The sequence below is a fragment of the Sulfitobacter sp. 1A12157 genome (assembly GCF_043557345.1).
Lineage (GTDB): Bacteria > Pseudomonadota > Alphaproteobacteria > Rhodobacterales > Rhodobacteraceae > Sulfitobacter.
In genome coordinates this window covers 102,448-117,615 of the sequence record NZ_JBIFFV010000003.1, presented here as the reverse complement: position 1 = coordinate 117,615, position 15,168 = coordinate 102,448, and the positions used below count along the sequence as shown (strand labels likewise).

General features: G+C 64.1%; 16 protein-coding genes. 8 read left to right on the top strand and 8 right to left on the bottom strand.

The genetic code is table 11. The features are described 5' to 3' along the window. Positions 1-2: 2 nt before the first annotated feature. On the top strand, positions 3-722 hold the full coding sequence (locus ACGYLC_RS07195; RefSeq protein ID WP_394422344.1) for a GNAT family N-acetyltransferase: 720 nt from the start codon (positions 3-5) through the stop codon (positions 720-722). Between the two features lie 55 nt (positions 723-777). Beyond that, positions 778-2,589, top strand: a complete 1,812-nt coding sequence (locus ACGYLC_RS07190) for an ABC-F family ATP-binding cassette domain-containing protein (RefSeq protein ID WP_394422343.1) — start codon at positions 778-780, stop codon at positions 2,587-2,589. Here ACGYLC_RS07190 and ACGYLC_RS07185 read toward each other — a convergent pair. The 3 genes from ACGYLC_RS07185 to tyrS all read right to left on the bottom strand — a co-directional run bounded on the left by ACGYLC_RS07185 (position 2,586) and on the right by tyrS (position 5,335). Continuing rightward, positions 2,586-3,197: a hypothetical protein gene (locus ACGYLC_RS07185; RefSeq protein WP_394422342.1), complete on the bottom strand. Its 612-nt coding sequence runs from the start codon at positions 3,195-3,197 to the stop codon at positions 2,586-2,588. The genes ACGYLC_RS07190 and ACGYLC_RS07185 overlap by 4 nt on opposite strands. Beyond that, positions 3,197-3,952, bottom strand: coding sequence for a 3-hydroxyacyl-CoA dehydrogenase (locus ACGYLC_RS07180; protein WP_394403546.1), 756 nt, complete (start codon positions 3,950-3,952; stop codon positions 3,197-3,199). Before ACGYLC_RS07180 ends, ACGYLC_RS07185 begins: the two co-directional genes overlap by 1 nt. A 132-nt stretch (positions 3,953-4,084) precedes the next feature. Further along, entirely contained in the window at positions 4,085-5,335 is a 1,251-nt protein-coding gene (tyrS, locus tag ACGYLC_RS07175) for a tyrosine--tRNA ligase (RefSeq protein WP_394422341.1), read from the bottom strand. Between the two features lie 66 nt (positions 5,336-5,401). Between tyrS and ACGYLC_RS07170 the strand changes: the two genes are divergently transcribed. Together ACGYLC_RS07170 and ACGYLC_RS07165 are read left to right on the top strand one after the other, a co-directional pair. Next, positions 5,402-6,529 carry an anhydro-N-acetylmuramic acid kinase gene (locus ACGYLC_RS07170; protein WP_394422340.1) on the top strand — a complete coding sequence of 376 codons (1,128 nt, stop codon included), beginning with the start codon at positions 5,402-5,404 and terminating at the stop codon, positions 6,527-6,529. A 234-nt stretch (positions 6,530-6,763) separates the two neighbouring features. Continuing rightward, positions 6,764-7,411 (top strand): hypothetical protein, encoded by a 648-nt coding sequence (locus tag ACGYLC_RS07165; RefSeq protein ID WP_394422339.1) that lies wholly within the window; start codon positions 6,764-6,766, stop codon positions 7,409-7,411. Positions 7,412-7,460: 49 nt separating this feature from the next. Here ACGYLC_RS07165 and ACGYLC_RS07160 read toward each other — a convergent pair whose 3' ends face one another. From ACGYLC_RS07160 to ACGYLC_RS07150, 3 genes are read right to left on the bottom strand one after another with little or no spacing between them, the layout of a single operon-like run. Beyond that, positions 7,461-7,997, bottom strand: coding sequence for a GNAT family N-acetyltransferase (locus ACGYLC_RS07160; RefSeq protein WP_394422338.1), 537 nt, complete (start codon positions 7,995-7,997; stop codon positions 7,461-7,463). Further along, positions 7,997-9,274 (bottom strand): phosphopyruvate hydratase, encoded by a 1,278-nt coding sequence (gene eno / locus ACGYLC_RS07155; RefSeq protein ID WP_394422337.1) that lies wholly within the window; start codon positions 9,272-9,274, stop codon positions 7,997-7,999. The genes ACGYLC_RS07160 and eno overlap by 1 nt, the downstream gene beginning before the upstream one ends. A gap of 33 nt (positions 9,275-9,307) precedes the next feature. Continuing rightward, positions 9,308-10,210, bottom strand: coding sequence for a DMT family transporter (locus tag ACGYLC_RS07150; RefSeq protein WP_394422336.1), 903 nt, complete (start codon positions 10,208-10,210; stop codon positions 9,308-9,310). Between the two features lie 130 nt (positions 10,211-10,340). On the opposite strand from ACGYLC_RS07150, the gene ACGYLC_RS07145 reads away from it, so the two are divergent. Together ACGYLC_RS07145 and ACGYLC_RS07140 are read left to right on the top strand one after the other, a co-directional pair. Continuing rightward, positions 10,341-10,637: an AbrB family transcriptional regulator gene (locus tag ACGYLC_RS07145; RefSeq protein WP_394422335.1), complete on the top strand. Its 297-nt coding sequence runs from the start codon at positions 10,341-10,343 to the stop codon at positions 10,635-10,637. Between the two features lie 6 nt (positions 10,638-10,643). After that, positions 10,644-11,402, top strand: a complete 759-nt coding sequence (locus tag ACGYLC_RS07140) for an AbrB family transcriptional regulator (protein WP_394422334.1) — start codon at positions 10,644-10,646, stop codon at positions 11,400-11,402. A 7-nt stretch (positions 11,403-11,409) separates the two neighbouring features. Here the strand turns inward: ACGYLC_RS07140 and ACGYLC_RS07135 are convergent, their stop codons facing one another. Both ACGYLC_RS07135 and ACGYLC_RS07130 read right to left on the bottom strand, forming a co-directional pair. Next, positions 11,410-12,108, bottom strand: a complete 699-nt coding sequence (locus ACGYLC_RS07135; protein ID WP_394422333.1) for an NYN domain-containing protein — start codon at positions 12,106-12,108, stop codon at positions 11,410-11,412. Then, the gene (locus tag ACGYLC_RS07130) at positions 12,105-12,524 is read right to left on the bottom strand and encodes a Fur family transcriptional regulator (RefSeq protein ID WP_067265902.1); all 420 of its coding nucleotides are present in this window, start codon (positions 12,522-12,524) and stop codon (positions 12,105-12,107) included. The genes ACGYLC_RS07135 and ACGYLC_RS07130 overlap by 4 nt, the downstream gene beginning before the upstream one ends. Before the next feature lie 348 nt (positions 12,525-12,872). Here ACGYLC_RS07130 and ACGYLC_RS07125 point away from each other — a divergent pair, with 348 nt between their 5' ends. Both ACGYLC_RS07125 and ACGYLC_RS07120 read left to right on the top strand, forming a co-directional pair. Next, positions 12,873-14,186, top strand: coding sequence for a DEAD/DEAH box helicase (locus ACGYLC_RS07125; RefSeq protein ID WP_394422332.1), 1,314 nt, complete (start codon positions 12,873-12,875; stop codon positions 14,184-14,186). Positions 14,187-14,279: 93 nt separating this feature from the next. Continuing rightward, complete coding sequence (locus ACGYLC_RS07120; protein ID WP_394422331.1) at positions 14,280-15,167, top strand: DMT family transporter; 888 nt, start codon at positions 14,280-14,282, stop codon at positions 15,165-15,167. Position 15,168: the final 1 nt, after the last annotated feature.

Below are 15,168 nucleotides of genomic sequence, written 5' to 3'. Positions count from 1 at the left end.
AGATGACCCAAGCGCCCCCGGGCCGATATCTGACGCGCGAAGCCCTCACGCCCGGGGACATCACCCGGGCGCAGGCGCTGCGGACGCAGTGTTTTCAGACCGGGACCGCCGACCGCGATGCATTCGACGCGGCCGCACGACATTTTCTGATAGAGGATCGCGACAGCGGCACATTGGTCTGTTGCTTTCGCCTGACGCGGTTTCAAGGCGCGGAACTGGCCCAAAGCTATGCCGCGCAGTTTTACGATCTGAGCCGTCTCGAAAACATGAAAGGCACCCTGCTGGAACTGGGCCGCTTTTGCATCCACCCAGTGTGGCAAGACCCCGACATTCAACGCCTCGCTTGGGGGCAATTGGCGCGGGAAGTCGATGACATTGGGGCGGCGCTTTTGTTTGGTTGCTCGTCCTTCGCGGGCACCGATCCGACCCGCTACCGCGATGCCTTTGCCCTTTTGAAACAGCAGCATCTTGCCCCCGCGGGGTGGCGTCCCGGCATTAGGGCGGCTGAAGTCCACCCCTATGCCCGCGACAGCCGCAGCCCCGACCACCGGCGCGCGCGCCAGCAAATCCCGCCGTTGCTGCGCAGCTATCTGGCGATGGGGGGCTGGGTCAGCGACCACGCGGTGATCGACCGCCAGATGGGCACGCTGCATGTCTTTACCGGGTTGGAGATCGCCGCGATCCCGCCCAACCGCGCGCGGCTTTTGCGGGCGCTGGCCTAGCGCGCTCACGCCTTTGGACATTGACCTTGCCCGCGCCGAAAGATAGCTGGCAGACATGGCACGCGCACCCCTTTTACAACTCACCGACATTTCGCTGACCTTTGGCGGCGATCCTGTTTTCGAAGACCTCTCCCTCGTGGTTCAGACCGGCGATCGGTTGGCCTTGGTGGGCCGCAACGGCTCGGGCAAATCGACGCTGATGAAGGTCATGGCCGGGCTGGTGGAGCCCGACAGCGGGGCGGTCGTGGCCGGGCCCGGCGTCTCGGTCGGCTATATGGAGCAGGAGCCGGACCTCTCGGGGTTTGAGACGCTTGGCGACTTCGCCGCTCATGGGCTTGATCCGGGCGAGATGTATAAGGTGGAACGCGCAGGCGAGGGGCTGAAGTTTGACCCCGCGCGCCCTGTGGCCACCGCATCGGGCGGGGAGCGTCGCCGCGCGGCGCTGGCCCGGCTGATGGCCGAAGAGCCGGAGCTGATGCTGCTGGACGAGCCGACCAACCATCTCGACATCGAAGCGATCGCATGGCTCGAATCCGAGCTAAAGGGCACCCGCACCGCCTTTGTCATCATCAGCCACGACCGTGCCTTCCTGCGCGAACTGACCCGCGCGACCCTCTGGGTCGACCGCGGCAGCGTCCGCCGTCAGGACATCGGTTTCGAGGGCTTCGAGGCCTGGCGCGATCAGGTCTGGGAAGAAGAGGACATGCAGCGCCACAAGCTGAACCGCAAGATCAAGGCCGAGGCGCGGTGGGCGGTCGAGGGCATCTCGGCCCGGCGCAAACGCAATCAGGGCCGGGTGCGCGCGCTTCAGGAGTTGCGCGCCGAACGCTCGGCGCAGATCAAGCGGCAAGGCACGGCGGCCATGGCGCTGGAGGCCGGGCCGAAGTCGGGCCGCAAGGTGATCGAAGCGAGCGGCATCGCCAAGAAATTCGGCGACAAACAGATCCTGCGCGATTTCTCGATCACCGTACAGCGCGGCGATCGGATCGCGCTGGTCGGGCCAAACGGCGTGGGCAAGACCACGTTGCTGAACATGCTGATCGGCAAGGAAGAACCCGACGCGGGCGAGATCAAACTGGGCACCAATCTGGAACTCGCGCTGTTCGATCAGGCGCGTGCGCAGCTTGACGGCGACATGACCCTTTGGGACAGCCTCACCGGCGATCCTGAAATGCGTGTCTCGGGCAAGGCCGATCAGGTGCTGGTGCGCGGTCAGCCGAAACATGTGGTCGGCTACCTCAAGGAATTCCTCTTTGACGAAGCACAGGCCCGCGCCCCGGTCCGTTCGCTTTCGGGCGGCGAAAAGGCGCGGCTGCTCTTGGCCAAGATCATGGCGCGCTCCTCGAACCTTCTGGTGCTCGACGAGCCGACGAACGATCTCGACGTCGAGACGCTCGACCTCATGCAGGAACTCCTGGGCACCTATGACGGCACCGTGCTGCTGGTCAGCCACGACCGTGACTTCCTCGACCGCGTGGCGGCGACCACCATCGCGATGGAAGGCGATGGCCGCGCCACCGTCTATGCGGGCGGCTGGTCGGATTATCTGGCACAGCGCGGGCAGGATGATTTTGCACAGAGTGTAGCAAAATCCAAGCCGAGCAAGGCCGAGCCGAAAGCGGAGAAAAAGCAATCCGCGGGCGGTCTCAGCTTTACCGAAAAGCACCGGCTCGAAGCCTTGCCCGCTGAAATCGAGCGGTTGGAGGCCGAGATCGGTAAGCTTGAGGAACTGCTCAGCGATGCGGAGCTTTTTACCCGTGAGCCGGTAAAATTTCAGAAAGCCACCGATGCGCTGGTGCAGCGGCATGAAAAGCTCTCTAACGCCGAAGAAGAGTGGATGGCGCTGGAGGAAAAGGCGCAGGGCTAACGCCGCGCCTGTGCCAAAGCGATCTGCGGGTGGTAGCCGTTGCGAAAGGCTGCGACGACGCTCGGCGGGGTGAGGAGGGTGACGCGGCCCTGCGGGCGCCGCCGCGCGGCCCCATAGCCCTCCGGCGCATAGGGGTGAAGGGCATCGCCGCGAAGGACGCCGCTCTGGCCGTCGTGATCCAAAACGAAACTGCCGTCGGGCAGATCGGCCGCTTCTACATCCACATGGCGGCGCTGACGAAAAACGCGCGGCATGGCGCGTTCGGCGTGCAATTGACGGTCGAGTTCCGCGGCGGGGCCGGGGAGGTCGCAACACGCGCGAAACCGCCGATAATCCGCAGCACGGCATTCCGCGCAGGGGCGGTGACCGGCGGCAAAGGCCACGGCCTCATCAAGAAAAAACAGCTCGGTATAGTGGCGGGGGGCCATCAGCTTGCGGCGGCGCCCCTTGAAGCTGGGCCGACAGCAGACCCAATTCTGATGCGCCCAACGGCGTTTGGGGTGCAGGCCGTTTTCGTCATGCAGGATGCCACGGTTGCCCATGAAGCTGCCCCGCGCCGGGTGGGCGATGATCTCCCCATCAGGTTGCACGCGGTTTTGCAGCGGCATCAACGCATCCTGAGCGCGCCGTCGAGGCGGATGACCTCGCCGTTGAGATAGCCCATTTCGACGATGAACCCGGCCAGCCGCCCGTATTCAGACGGATCGCCAAGGCGCGGCGGGTTGGGCACATCCTTGGCCAATTCGGCCTGCACCTCTTCCGGCAGCCCGGCCAGCATCGGTGTTTTGAAAATACCCGGCGCGATGGTCATCACGCGAATCCCCTCCTTGGCCAGATCGCGCGCCATCGGCAGGGTCATGCCCACGATCCCACCCTTGGAGGCCGCATAGGCGGCTTGGCCCTTTTGCCCGTCGAAAGCGGCGATGGAGGCGGTGTTGATGATCACCCCGCGCGCGCCGTCGTCTTCGGGGGTGTTCTTGGCCATGGCCACCGCCGCGAGCCGTGCCACGTTGAAGCTGCCGACGAGGTTGATGTCGATGGTGCGCTGAAAGGCGTCAAGCGGATGTGGCCCGTCGCGGCCCGTGGTTTTGATCCCAAGTGCGATGCCCGCGCAATTCACCGCCGCGGTGATCCAGCCCATCTTTTCTTGGGCATAGTCCACCGCTTCCTGCACCGAGGTCTCATCCGTTACATCGGTCAAAACGTAGTGGCCGCCGATCTCTTTCGCGATGGCTTCGCCCCGGGTGGCGTCACGGTCCAACAGGGTGACCTGCGCACCCTGCGATGCGAAATAACGCGCCGTGGCTTCGCCAAGCCCCGATGCGCCCCCGGTAACGATGGCGGCTGTACTGTCTAGTTTCATGATGGCTCCCCCCCGATATGAACACTTGTTCAGTTCAACACGAAGTTTCACCCCATGCAAGGGATGGCGTCACGGTTGGAGTGCGGCTGCGCCAGGGAAGACGGGGCAGACCGCAGCCCGCCCCGTGAGAGTTCAGCCGACCTGCACCAGCGCGTGGCGCTTCTTGCCCGCGCTGAGTTTGACCGGAGAGGACAGCGCGCCTGCGTCCAGCATCAGGCCCGCATCCGTGAGCGGCCTGTCGTCAATCCGCGCGCCGTTCTCGGCGATCAGACGCTTGGCCTCCTTGCCAGATCCGGCAAGCCCCGATTTCACCAGCAATTGCACGATGGAAACCCCATCGCCCACATCCGCCGCCGACAGGGTCAGGGTAGGCAGGTCATCGCCCACGCCGCCTTTTTCAAAGACTTCGCGCGCGGTGGCTTCGGCGGTGCGGGCGGCCTCTACCCCGTGGAGCAGACCGGTGACCTCATTGGCCAGACGCACCTTCGCCTCGTTGATCTCAGACCCGGCCAGCGCGCCCAGACGGTCGCATTCCTCGACCGGCAGCTCGGTGTAGAGCTTGAGGAAACGGCCCACGTCGGCATCGGTGCAATTGCGCCAGAACTGCCAGAACTCATACGGGCTCAGCATATCGCCATTCAGCCAGACCGCACCGCCCGCCGATTTGCCCATCTTCTTGCCATCGCTGGTGGTCAAGAGCGGCGAGGTCAGGCCGTACACCTCGCCGTCGATCACCCGGCGCGTCAGGTCGATGCCGTTGACGATATTGCCCCATTGATCCGAGCCGCCCATCTGGAGAATGCAGCCATAGCGGCGGTGCAGTTCCATAAAGTCATAGGCTTGGAGAATCATGTAGTTGAACTCGAGGAAAGACAGCGATTGCTCGCGGTCCAGCCGCGATTTCACGCTCTCAAAGCTCAGCATCCGGTTGATCGAGAAATGCCGCCCGATGTCGCGCAGGAAGTCGAGGTAGTTCAACCCGTCGAGCCATTCCGCGTTGTTCAGCATCAGGGCGCCAGTCTCACCCTCGCCGTAGTCGAGGTATCGGGCAAAGACCTGACGGATGCCTTCGATATTGTCGTCGATCGCCTCGGGCGTCAGCAGCGGGCGCTCGTCCGAGCGGAAGGATGGATCGCCCACCTTGGTCGTACCGCCGCCCATCAGGGTGATCGGCTTGCCGCCGCATTTCTGCAACCAGCGCAGCATCATGATATTGACCAGATGCCCCACATGCAGCGATTTGGCCGTGGCGTCATAGCCCACATAGGCCGGGGCCGCGCCTTGTCGCAGGGCTTCGTCCAACCCCTGATAATCGGTGCAATCGGCCAGAAAGCCGCGCTGCATCATCGTGTGGATGAACTCCGATTTGGGATGGTATGTCATGGTGACTTGCCTCAAAACTGTATTGCGGGGCAATCTATATGCGCACGAGCGGCAAAGGAAAAGGCCATGAATAGGGCCAAGCACAGGCAAGATGCCGGAACCGATGTGGTGACGGCTTTGGGAATGATGTCGGGCACCTCTTTGGATGGGGTGGACGCCGCGATTTTGCGCACCGATGGGCATGACATCACAAGCTTTGGCCGCAGCGCCTATCGCAGCTATTCCGCCGAAGAGCGGCGGCTGATCGCCGCGGGCTTCGGCAAGTGGCACGGGGCCGAGGTCGAGACGGCCGCCAAGGCGGTTGAGGCTGCGCATCTGGCGCTCTTGACCGATCTGCTGAAAGATACGCCTGAGGTCGACCTCATCGGTTTTCACGGCCAAACGCTGGCCCATGCCCCGCGCCTGCAGGGCACGCTGCAGGTCGGAGACGGGGCGCTATTGGCCCGAGAGATTGGCCTGCCCGTGGTCTGGGATTTTCGCAGCGCCGATGTTGAACTGGGTGGTGAGGGCGCACCGCTGGCGCCGTTCTTTCACCACGCCTGCGCGCGCTACGCCGGGCGCAAAGGGCCGGTGGCCTTCCTGAACCTTGGCGGCGTGGGCAACCTCACATGGGTCGACCCGCGCGTGACCCGCCCGGAGGAGGAGGGTGCCTTGCTGGCCTTCGACACTGGCCCCGCCAATGCGCCGATCAACGATTTGATGCAGACCCGGCTTGGCCAAGACTATGACGAAGGCGGCAAGCTGGCTGCGCGGGGCAGGGTGGAGCAGGGCGCCTTGGAACTGTTTCTGGCCGAGCCTTACTTCGCGCGCATGCCCCCCAAATCCCTCGATCGGAATGATTTCGCCGAGATGGTGGCCCTTGTCGGAGAGCTGTCCGACGCTGACGCCTGCGCGACCCTCACCGCCATGTGCGCGGCTGGCGTGGCCGAGGCGATGCAGCATTGTCCAGCCCCGCCCGAACGCGTCTTTGTGACGGGCGGCGGGCGGCATAATCCGGTGCTGATGCGAATGCTGGATGTCAGCCTCGACTGCCCCGTCGCCCCGGTGGAGGAGATCGGGCTTGATGGCGATATGCTGGAGGCGCAGGCCTTTGCCTATCTGGCAGTACGTGTGGCGCGCGGGCTGCCCACCTCTTGCCCCGGTACGACCGGCGTCCGCGCTGCGGTCGGCGGGGGCACCGTGAGCCGCAGCTAAGGCGCGCGGCCCGAAACCCGAATTTGACGAAAATTTACCGGCGCGGGCATATCAAGGCGCGATCGTGCAGCCGCTATGCCGCCCTATTGGCAATCGCGCCCACTTATTAACAAAATTACAAAAAATTGAGCTTCGGCGCAATTTTCTTTAAACCTGCGCGCAATTTCCCGCGTAGGTTCACTGTGGGGGCCAAGGGTCGAAGGCATTCGACCGGCTTAGAGAAGGAGATTCAATATGACTATCTTTCACACAGATGCTTTCAAAAACAGCCTTGCTGTCACGGCAGTGACGCTCATGCTCGCGCCCGCCGCGCAGGCCGAAATTGGCCTCGGGGTCGGGGTCAGCGTCGGGGGCCACGGCGGCCACGGCGGCAGTGACGGCATCGGCGCCGGAGTTGGTGCTTCGGTCGGTGGCAGTGGCGGCATCGGGGCCGGGGTAGGTGCCTCGGTCGGCGGTGACGACGGTGTGAACGCGGGCGTCGGCGCCACGGTGGGCGGCGGTAGCGGTCTGGGCGCCGGGGCTGGCGTCTCGGTCGGCGGGGGCAGCGGGCACAGCGGAACGGATGACCCCGATAGCACCCCCACCGCGACCGCAGGCCGGGCCACAGTGAATGGCGACAGCAGTGCGACCATCCCAAAGCCGATCAATATCGCGACCCTTGTTGGCGCGCCGGTCTGGAGCAAGGACAGTGTCTTGGTGGGCATGATCGAAGAGGTCGCCCCGGGGCCAAACGGCAAGGTCGACGCGGTGCTGCGCCTCAACGCGGCTCTGGGCACCGACCGGGACATCATCCGCATGCGCATCGCGCCGCGCCTGTCGGACCGTGGGGCGCTGATGCTGGGGTATTCGAAGCAGAAGTTCCTCCAGCTCTTCGCCGGATAAACCGCGCGGAAAGGAAAGACGGGGCGGCAATCTGGCCGCCCCGTTTGCGTTATTCGGCAGGCGCGGTCACATCCCTTAGCGGCATCTCGAAGAAACAGATCGCATCCCGCGTGAAATCCGGCATCGGCTGGTAGGGCCCGCGCTCAACAAACCCAAGCGAGCGATAGAGCGCGCGGGCAGGGGCAAAGCCCACGGAGGTATCGAGATAGACCTTCTCGAACCCATCTTCCCGCGCCTGATCGACAAGGCGCTGACAGATTGCCCGGCCCGCCCCGGTGCCACGGGCAGCACCGGTGACAAAGACGCGTTTGATCTCGCTCTCCGTCTCACTCAGCGCATGGGACATGCCACAGCCCAGGGGGATGCCATCCCGCTCGGCCAAGAGGATGATGCCGCGCGGGCGGGCGTGTTCCTCAGGCAGGCGCGCCATCAGGGCGCTGTATTTCTCTTGGGGGTAGAACGTCTCGACGATCCGCTGCTCGGTCGGGCCAAAGTGGTAGAGAAAGTCGCGATAGGCCCAGCAGAGATCCACCACCGCCGCGAGGTCCGCAGCGGTGGTGACAGGGCGGACAGTGAGCGCCGACATCAGCCGCGCAGGATTGAGCGGCCCGCGTATTGAGCGGTCTCGCTCAGCATTTCCTCGATACGGATCAACTGGTTGTACTTCGCCAGCCTGTCGGAACGCGCCAGCGAGCCGGTTTTGATCTGGCCGCAGTTGGTGGCGACTGCAAGGTCAGCAATCGTGGCGTCTTCGGTCTCGCCCGAGCGGTGCGACATGACGTTGGTGTAGCCCGCGCGATGCGCGATATCGACGGCTTTGAGGGTCTCGGTCAGGGTGCCGATCTGGTTGACCTTGACCAGCATGGAGTTGGCCGCACCGCGCTGGATGCCATCGCTCAGACGCGCAGGATTGGTGACGAAAAGGTCATCGCCCACCAGTTGCACCTTGCCGCCCAAGAGGTCGGTCAGCGCCTTCCAGCCGTCCCAATCGTCTTCGGCCATGCCATCTTCGATGGAGATGATCGGGTAGTCGTTCACCAGCGCCGCGAGGTAGTCGGCGTTCTCTGCGCTGGACAGGGATTTGCCTTCGCCGGAGAGGACATATTTGCCGTCTTTGTAGTATTCCGTCGCCGCGCAATCGAGGGCGAGATACATGTCCTCGCCCGGTTTGTAGCCCGCTTTTTCGATGGACTTCAGAATGAAATCAAGCGCATCGCGCGAGGAGCTGATGTTGGGGGCAAAGCCGCCTTCATCGCCGATCCCGGTCGACAGACCCGCGGCCGAGAGCTCTTTCTTCAGCGTGTGGAACACCTCGGCCCCCATGCGCACGGCTTCGCGGATGTTCTCCGCGGCGACCGGCATGATCATGAATTCCTGAATGTCGATCGGGTTGTCGGCATGTTCGCCGCCGTTGATGATATTCATCATCGGCACCGGCAGCACCCGTGCGGTGGTGCCGCCGATGTAGCGGTAGAGCGGCTGCGCGCAGTAGTCCGCCGCCGCCTTGGCCGCGGCCATCGACACGCCCAAGATCGCGTTGGCGCCAAGGCGGGATTTGTTCTCGGTCCCGTCGAGTTCGATCATCATCTCGTCGATCTCGACCTGTTCTGTCGCTTCGACCCCCACGAGCGCCTCGGCAATCTCGCCATTCACGGCGGCGCAGGCTTCGAGCACGCCTTTGCCCAGATAGCGCGACTTGTCGCCATCACGCCGCTCGTTCGCCTCATAGGCGCCGGTCGAGGCACCGGAGGGGACAGCGGCGCGGCCCATGGTGCCGTCTTCGAGGATAACGTCGACTTCGACCGTCGGGTTGCCCCGGCTGTCGAGGATTTCGCGGGCGTGGATGTCGATGATCGTGCTCATGGGCTTTGTCCTCATGTTCGGGTTTGGGGCGGTTTACCCCGGCAGGCCCGGCTTGGAAAGACCGCGGCGGGGCCGGGGGGTGATTTTGCGTTCGCGCAGCAGGGTATAGACCCCCGAGGCGATGATGATCGCGGCCCCCACCAGCGTCAGCGTATCGGGGGATTCGTCGAAAACCACGATCCCGGCCACCAGCGCAAAGAGCATACGGGTATAGCGGAAGGGGGTGACAAAACTCACCTCGCCCACGCGCATGGCCGCGACGATGGCGTAATAGGCCAGCACGCCGATCCCCATCGCCCCGGCGAGATAGAGCACCTCGGCCCCGCCGGGCATGGCGGCTGGCGTGCCTGCGGTCAGCATCAGGATCAGCCCTGCCGGGACCAGGACGATAAAGGCGAGAAAGCTAAGCTGCATGGAACTGATGCTTTTGGGAACCCTGCGTGTCGCCAAGTCGCGCAAGGCAAGGCCGATGACACCGGCCACGGCGAAAAGCGACAGGGCGTTGAACCCCTCCAGCCCCGGGCGCACGATCAAGAGCACACCAAGGAAGCCCACGATGATCGCGCTCCAGCGCCGCCAGCCGACCGGCTCACCCAGAAACAGCGCCGCACCGAGGGTGACGGCCAGCGGGGTTGCCTGCAAGATGGCCGAGGCCGACGAGAGCGGCGTCAGCACGATGGCGGTAACGAAACAGAGCGTGCCCAGCACTTCGCCGACGGCGCGCAGCAAGATCGGCTGTGTCAGCATATCGGCAGAGAACAGGCGCTTTCCCTGAATGCGCAGGATCACCGCAAAGATCGCTCCGCCGCCCGCGCCCAAAAGCGCAATGATCTGACCGACGGGGAGCGCATCGCTCGTCAGTTTGACGAACATATCCTCGACCGCGAAACCGGCCATGGCCAGCACCATCAGCATCGCACCGCGCAGATTGTCCATGATCACGCCCCTCCATCCCGTGGTATTGCCTGTCGCCCATGAACCTTTTGCGACGAAAGGGCAAGGGTGCGCGATGCGCGCCATGCGTGTGGCACTGGCGCAGGCTCTACCGGAGTGCTAGCCCTACCGCATGAGATGGCCGATCCCCTCGCTCGCCCCGCGCGATACTGTGCTGACCCTTGCGGCCGGGGGCTTTGGCGCGCTGCTGTTCTGGTGGCTGCATGCGCCGGTCTATATGCTGCTTGGCCCGGTGATCGCGGTGAGTGTCTTAGGGCTGATGGGGGTGCGCACGGCGGTCGATCCGCGGCTGCGGGATGCCTGTTTCGTCGTGTTGGGCATCGCCGTGGGGGCGGGGTTCAATCAAGATGCGGTGAACGCCATGCTGCGCTGGCCGCTGGCCTTTGTCTTTATGACCGGTGTGATCTGAGGGATCATGGCGCTCTGCCGTTGGATGCTGGCGCGGTATTTCGGTTTTGACGCGCGCTCCGCGCTTCTGGCCGCGGCTCCTGGGCATCTGAGTTTCGTGATGGCGATTGCCAGCGACAGCGGGTCGGACGTGCCGCGCATCTCGATCACGCAGTCGGTCCGGCTTCTGGCGCTGACCATCGTCGTGCCTTTCGCCGCCCTTGTGATGGGCGTCGACATGACCGGCAATATCGCCCCCGTGGGGGCGGGGATGAGCCTACTTTCGATTCTTGTGATGATCGGCGTCTCTGTCGTCGTGGGGATGATCTTTGCCCGGCTTTCCGTGCCCGCGCCGCTTTTAATGGGGGCGATGGTGGTTTCGGCCCTCGCGCATCTGACCGGGCTGGAGACTGGCGTTCTGCCGGGTTGGCTGACCCTTGCCGCCTATCTGGTGCTGGGCAGCCTCATCGGCACGCGGTTTTCCGGCATCACGCCTGCGCGTCTGGCAAGCGGGCTTGGCGCGGGGCTGGCGATTACCGGCGTGGCGGTGGGGCTGGCGGGCCTTGGCGCGGTGCCGGTGGCCTGGGCGCTTGGGATGCCGCTGGGGCATGTGCTGGTGGCCTTCGCGCCCGGCGGGCTGGAGACGATGATCGCCCTCGGCGCGGTGCTGGCTGTGGTGCCGGGTTTCGTCGCCGCCTGCCACATCATGCGTCTGGTGGTGCTGAGCGTGCTGCTGCCCGCCATGCTTTCCCGCGTGGCGAAGCAAGAGCAGCGCGCCGCCGAGTGATCCGGCGTTAGCTTTTTAGGCGAACCATCAAGCGGTTGCCGTCTTTGCGCGTTTCCAAGGCTTTGAGGTCGGCGGCCAAGGCGCTCAGCTTGCCATGGCCATAGGTGCGGCTGTCGAAATCGGGATGCGCTGCTTGAATGGTCTGGCCGATCTGGCCAAGGTTGTACCAATCGTCTTCGGTGTCGATCTTGTCCATCGCGGCTTTGAACAGGGGCAGGGCATCGCCCACCTTGGCCTTGGCCCGCGCGGGGGTGTCGGGCTCTACCTCGTCGAGGTTTTCGATCAGGATGAAGCGGTTGTAGACGTTGCGCAGCGAATCATGGGTTTTCTTCTCGCCGATGCCGATGACTGTTACCCCATCTTCGCGCAGGCGGTTCACCAGCGCGGTGAAGTCACTATCGGAAGAGACGATCACGATGATGTCGAAGCGGCGGCTGTGGAGAATGTCCATCGCCTGAATGACCAGCCCGATGTCGCTCGCGTTCTTGCCCTTGGTGTTTGCGGTTTCCTGATGCGCCACCAAACCCAACTCGCGGATCGGGGCTTTCCAGCCCTTGAGGTGATCGTTCGACCAATCGCCATAGACCCGGCGCAGGGCGGGCTCTCCAATCGTCGTGACCTCCCGCATGATGGCAGCGGCATGTTTTGCGGGCACGTTGTCGGCGTCGATCAACACGGCCAGCAAAGGGCGGTCACGTTCTGTCATGGGTCATCCTTCTTGATCGGCACACCGTAGAGTTCCATCCGGTGGCCTTGTAATTTGTAACCCAGCTTGCGCGCGATGCGTTCCTGAAGCTCTTCGATTTCCGCGTCGACGAATTCGATGACCTCGCCTGAGTTCACGTCGATGAGGTGATCGTGATGCGCCCGCTGCGCGTCTTCATAGCGCGCCCGACCATCGCCGAACTCCAGCTTGTCAAGGATGCCCGCTTCTTCAAACAGCTTCACCGTGCGGTAGACCGTGGCGATGGAGATGCCGCTGTCGATCACGCTGGCGCGGGTCAGGATCTCTTCGGCATCGGGGTGGTCTTCGCTGTCGTGAATCACCTGCGCGATGACCCGGCGTTGCCCTGTCATGCGCAGGCCCATCGCCTCGCAGCGTTTGATGATCGGGTTGCGCATCGTCTTGCCCTTCGTCCGTCGGACCACGGTCCTAGCATTTTAGCGCCGCCGGACGCCACAGGAATTGACCGCGCCGGTTGACTTTTGCGTCTGCACCGCCCATGTGGGCATCAAGCGAAGCCTTCTGCCGCGTGAGCAGTATCAGCGCCAAGTCCCATGAGGGGCCTCTGGGACGCTGACGACAAGGCCCGCCGATGTTCCCAAAATCACGCGTGGGGCCAAGCGCGACAGACGGGTGTGAGGTATGTGGCCTGCGCCCGCGATCTGGCTTGCGCGACCCCGTGGCGCCTTTTGAGGGGCGCGGCGAAAGAACATGGCGCGCGTTTTCGCGGGCCGGAAAGTGAACGAATGAGCGATTTTGACATGATGGGCCTGCCTGCCAAACTGGTGGCCCGGTTGAACGAGATGGGGCTGAACGAGCCGACCCCGATCCAGAAACAGGCGATCCCCCATGCGCTGAACGGGCGCGACGTGATGGGCCTTGCCCAGACCGGCACCGGCAAGACCGCCGCCTTTGGCGTGCCGCTGTTGGCCCAGATGATGGAGATCGAAGGCCGCCCCGCAGCGCGTTCCGTGCGCGGGCTGGTGCTGGCCCCCACGCGCGAGCTGGCGCAGCAGATCGCCGTGAACCTGCGCGGCTATGCCGAAGGCACGCCAATCAAAGTGGCAATGGTGGTGGGCGGTCAGTCGATCAACACCCAGATCAAACGTCTGGAACGGGGTGTCGATCTGCTGATCGCGACACCGGGCCGTTTGCTTGACCTGCTCGACCGGCGCGCGGTCAAACTCGATACGACGACCTTCCTCGTGCTGGATGAGGCCGACCAGATGCTCGACATGGGCTTCATCCATGACCTGCGCAAGATCTCGAACCTGCTTCCGAAAGAGCGCCAGACGATGCTCTTCTCGGCGACCATGCCCAAGCTGATGAACGAGATCGCCAACAGCTATCTCAACAGCCCGATCCGCATCGAAGTCTCGCCTCCGGGCAAGGCGGCAGACAAGGTCACGCAAGAGGTGCATTTCATCGCCAAGGCCGAGAAGACCGAACTGCTGAAAGAACTTTTGGCCAAGCATAAGGGCGAACGCGCGCTGGTCTTTGGCCGCACGAAACACGGCTCGGAAAAGCTGATGAAGACGCTGGTGAAGGCCGGGTTCGATGCCGCTTCGATCCATGGCAACAAAAGCCAAGGTCAGCGGGACCGCGCGATTGCAGGCTTCAAGGAGGGCGACATCACCGTACTGGTGGCCACCGATGTGGCGGCGCGGGGCTTGGACATTCCGGATGTGAAACACGTCTATAACTTCGACCTGCCGAATGTGCCGGACAACTATGTCCACCGCATTGGCCGGACCGCTCGCGCGGGCAAAGATGGGGCCGCCGTAGCCTTCTGCGCCCCCGATGAGATGGGCGAACTGAAGGCAATCCAAAAGACCATGGGCATTTCGATCCCCGTGGCCTCGGGCCGTCCTTGGGAAGTGATTGATGAGCCAGCGAAACCCAAGGGCCGGGGCCGCAGACGTGGCGGTCGCCCCGGTGGTGGTGGCGGTCGCCCCGGTGGCGGCGGCGGCGGTGGTGAAGGCGCCGGCAAGCCGAGCGGCGGGCGGCGTCGCAGGCGCGGTGGCGGCGGCGGTAAGTCGGGCAGCCAGCAGGCGGCCTGAGCCGGGGCACCTCCCTAAGACAGCGAAATGGCGCGCCCCGGAAAACCGCGGCGCGCCATTGACTTATCCGATCCGGGCGGCGCTTCTGTCTGGATGGAACGCAAATCACATATTGACACATTCGGCGCTGTGGCGCTGGTGCTCTTCGCCCTGAACCTCGGCTTTAACCAGGTCGTCATCAAGGTCAGCACCGGCGGTTTCAACCCGGTCTTTCTGGCCGGCCTGCGCTCTCTCGGGGCGGTGTTTTTGCTGCTGATCTGGATGCGGCTTCGGGGCGTCAGCCTGTCGATCCCGCGCGCCGCCCTATGGGGCGGTCTGGCGGCGGGGCTTTTCTTTACGCTAGAGTTTGTCTGCCTGTTCCTCGCGCTCGATCTCACCACGGTCAGCCGCGCGTCCATCCTGCTTTATTCCATGCCGGTCTGGCTTGGCATCGCCGCGCATCTGTGGCTGCCGGGAGAGCGGCTGAGCGGGGCGCGGCTCATTGGCATGGGGCTGGCCATGGGCGGGGTGGTTCTGGCGCTGAGCGATGGCGGGACCGAGGGCGCGCATTGGCTGGGCGATCTTCTGGCGCTTTTCGCAGCACTCTGCTGGGCGGGCATCGCGCTTTGCGTTCGTGTTACGCCGCTGGCCCAAGTACCGCCCGCGCAGCAACTGATGATGCAGCTGGTGATCTCCGCCCCGATCCTTCTGCTGATTGCGCCGCTCTTTGGCCCGCTGCTGCGCGAGGTGGCTCCGGTGCATCTGGCGGGGCTTGCCTATCAGATCATCGCGGTGGCAAGCTTCGGTTTTCTCGCATGGTTCTGGCTGTTGACGATCTATCCCGCTGCCTCCGTCGCATCGTTTAGCTTCCTGTCGCCGGTCTTTGCCGTGCTTCTGGGCTGGCTGATCCTCTCGGAAGAGGTGGGGCTGAGCATCTGGGCCGCATTGCTGCTGGTGGCGGCGGGGATTTACCTGATTAACCGCAAACCCCGCGGCCACTAGG

Excerpts from the sequence above, each read along its gene's own strand:
- ACGYLC_RS07195 (WP_394422344.1), top strand. The coding sequence starts at position 3 with ATGACCCAAGCGCCCCCGGGCCGATATCTGACGCGCGAAGCCCTCACG.
- ACGYLC_RS07190 (WP_394422343.1), top strand. The coding sequence starts at position 778 with ATGGCACGCGCACCCCTTTTACAACTCACCGACATTTCGCTGACCTTT.
- ACGYLC_RS07185 (WP_394422342.1), bottom strand. The coding sequence starts at position 3,197 with ATGCCGCTGCAAAACCGCGTGCAACCTGATGGGGAGATCATCGCCCAC.
- ACGYLC_RS07180 (WP_394403546.1), bottom strand. The coding sequence starts at position 3,952 with ATGAAACTAGACAGTACAGCCGCCATCGTTACCGGGGGCGCATCGGGG.
- tyrS (WP_394422341.1), bottom strand. The coding sequence starts at position 5,335 with ATGACATACCATCCCAAATCGGAGTTCATCCACACGATGATGCAGCGC.
- ACGYLC_RS07170 (WP_394422340.1), top strand. The coding sequence starts at position 5,402 with ATGAATAGGGCCAAGCACAGGCAAGATGCCGGAACCGATGTGGTGACG.
- ACGYLC_RS07165 (WP_394422339.1), top strand. The coding sequence starts at position 6,764 with ATGACTATCTTTCACACAGATGCTTTCAAAAACAGCCTTGCTGTCACG.
- ACGYLC_RS07160 (WP_394422338.1), bottom strand. The coding sequence starts at position 7,997 with ATGTCGGCGCTCACTGTCCGCCCTGTCACCACCGCTGCGGACCTCGCG.
- eno (WP_394422337.1), bottom strand. The coding sequence starts at position 9,274 with ATGAGCACGATCATCGACATCCACGCCCGCGAAATCCTCGACAGCCGG.
- ACGYLC_RS07150 (WP_394422336.1), bottom strand. The coding sequence starts at position 10,210 with ATGGACAATCTGCGCGGTGCGATGCTGATGGTGCTGGCCATGGCCGGT.
- ACGYLC_RS07145 (WP_394422335.1), top strand. The coding sequence starts at position 10,341 with ATGAGATGGCCGATCCCCTCGCTCGCCCCGCGCGATACTGTGCTGACC.
- ACGYLC_RS07140 (WP_394422334.1), top strand. The coding sequence starts at position 10,644 with ATGGCGCTCTGCCGTTGGATGCTGGCGCGGTATTTCGGTTTTGACGCG.
- ACGYLC_RS07135 (WP_394422333.1), bottom strand. The coding sequence starts at position 12,108 with ATGACAGAACGTGACCGCCCTTTGCTGGCCGTGTTGATCGACGCCGAC.
- ACGYLC_RS07130 (WP_067265902.1), bottom strand. The coding sequence starts at position 12,524 with ATGCGCAACCCGATCATCAAACGCTGCGAGGCGATGGGCCTGCGCATG.
- ACGYLC_RS07125 (WP_394422332.1), top strand. The coding sequence starts at position 12,873 with ATGAGCGATTTTGACATGATGGGCCTGCCTGCCAAACTGGTGGCCCGG.
- ACGYLC_RS07120 (WP_394422331.1), top strand. The coding sequence starts at position 14,280 with ATGGAACGCAAATCACATATTGACACATTCGGCGCTGTGGCGCTGGTG.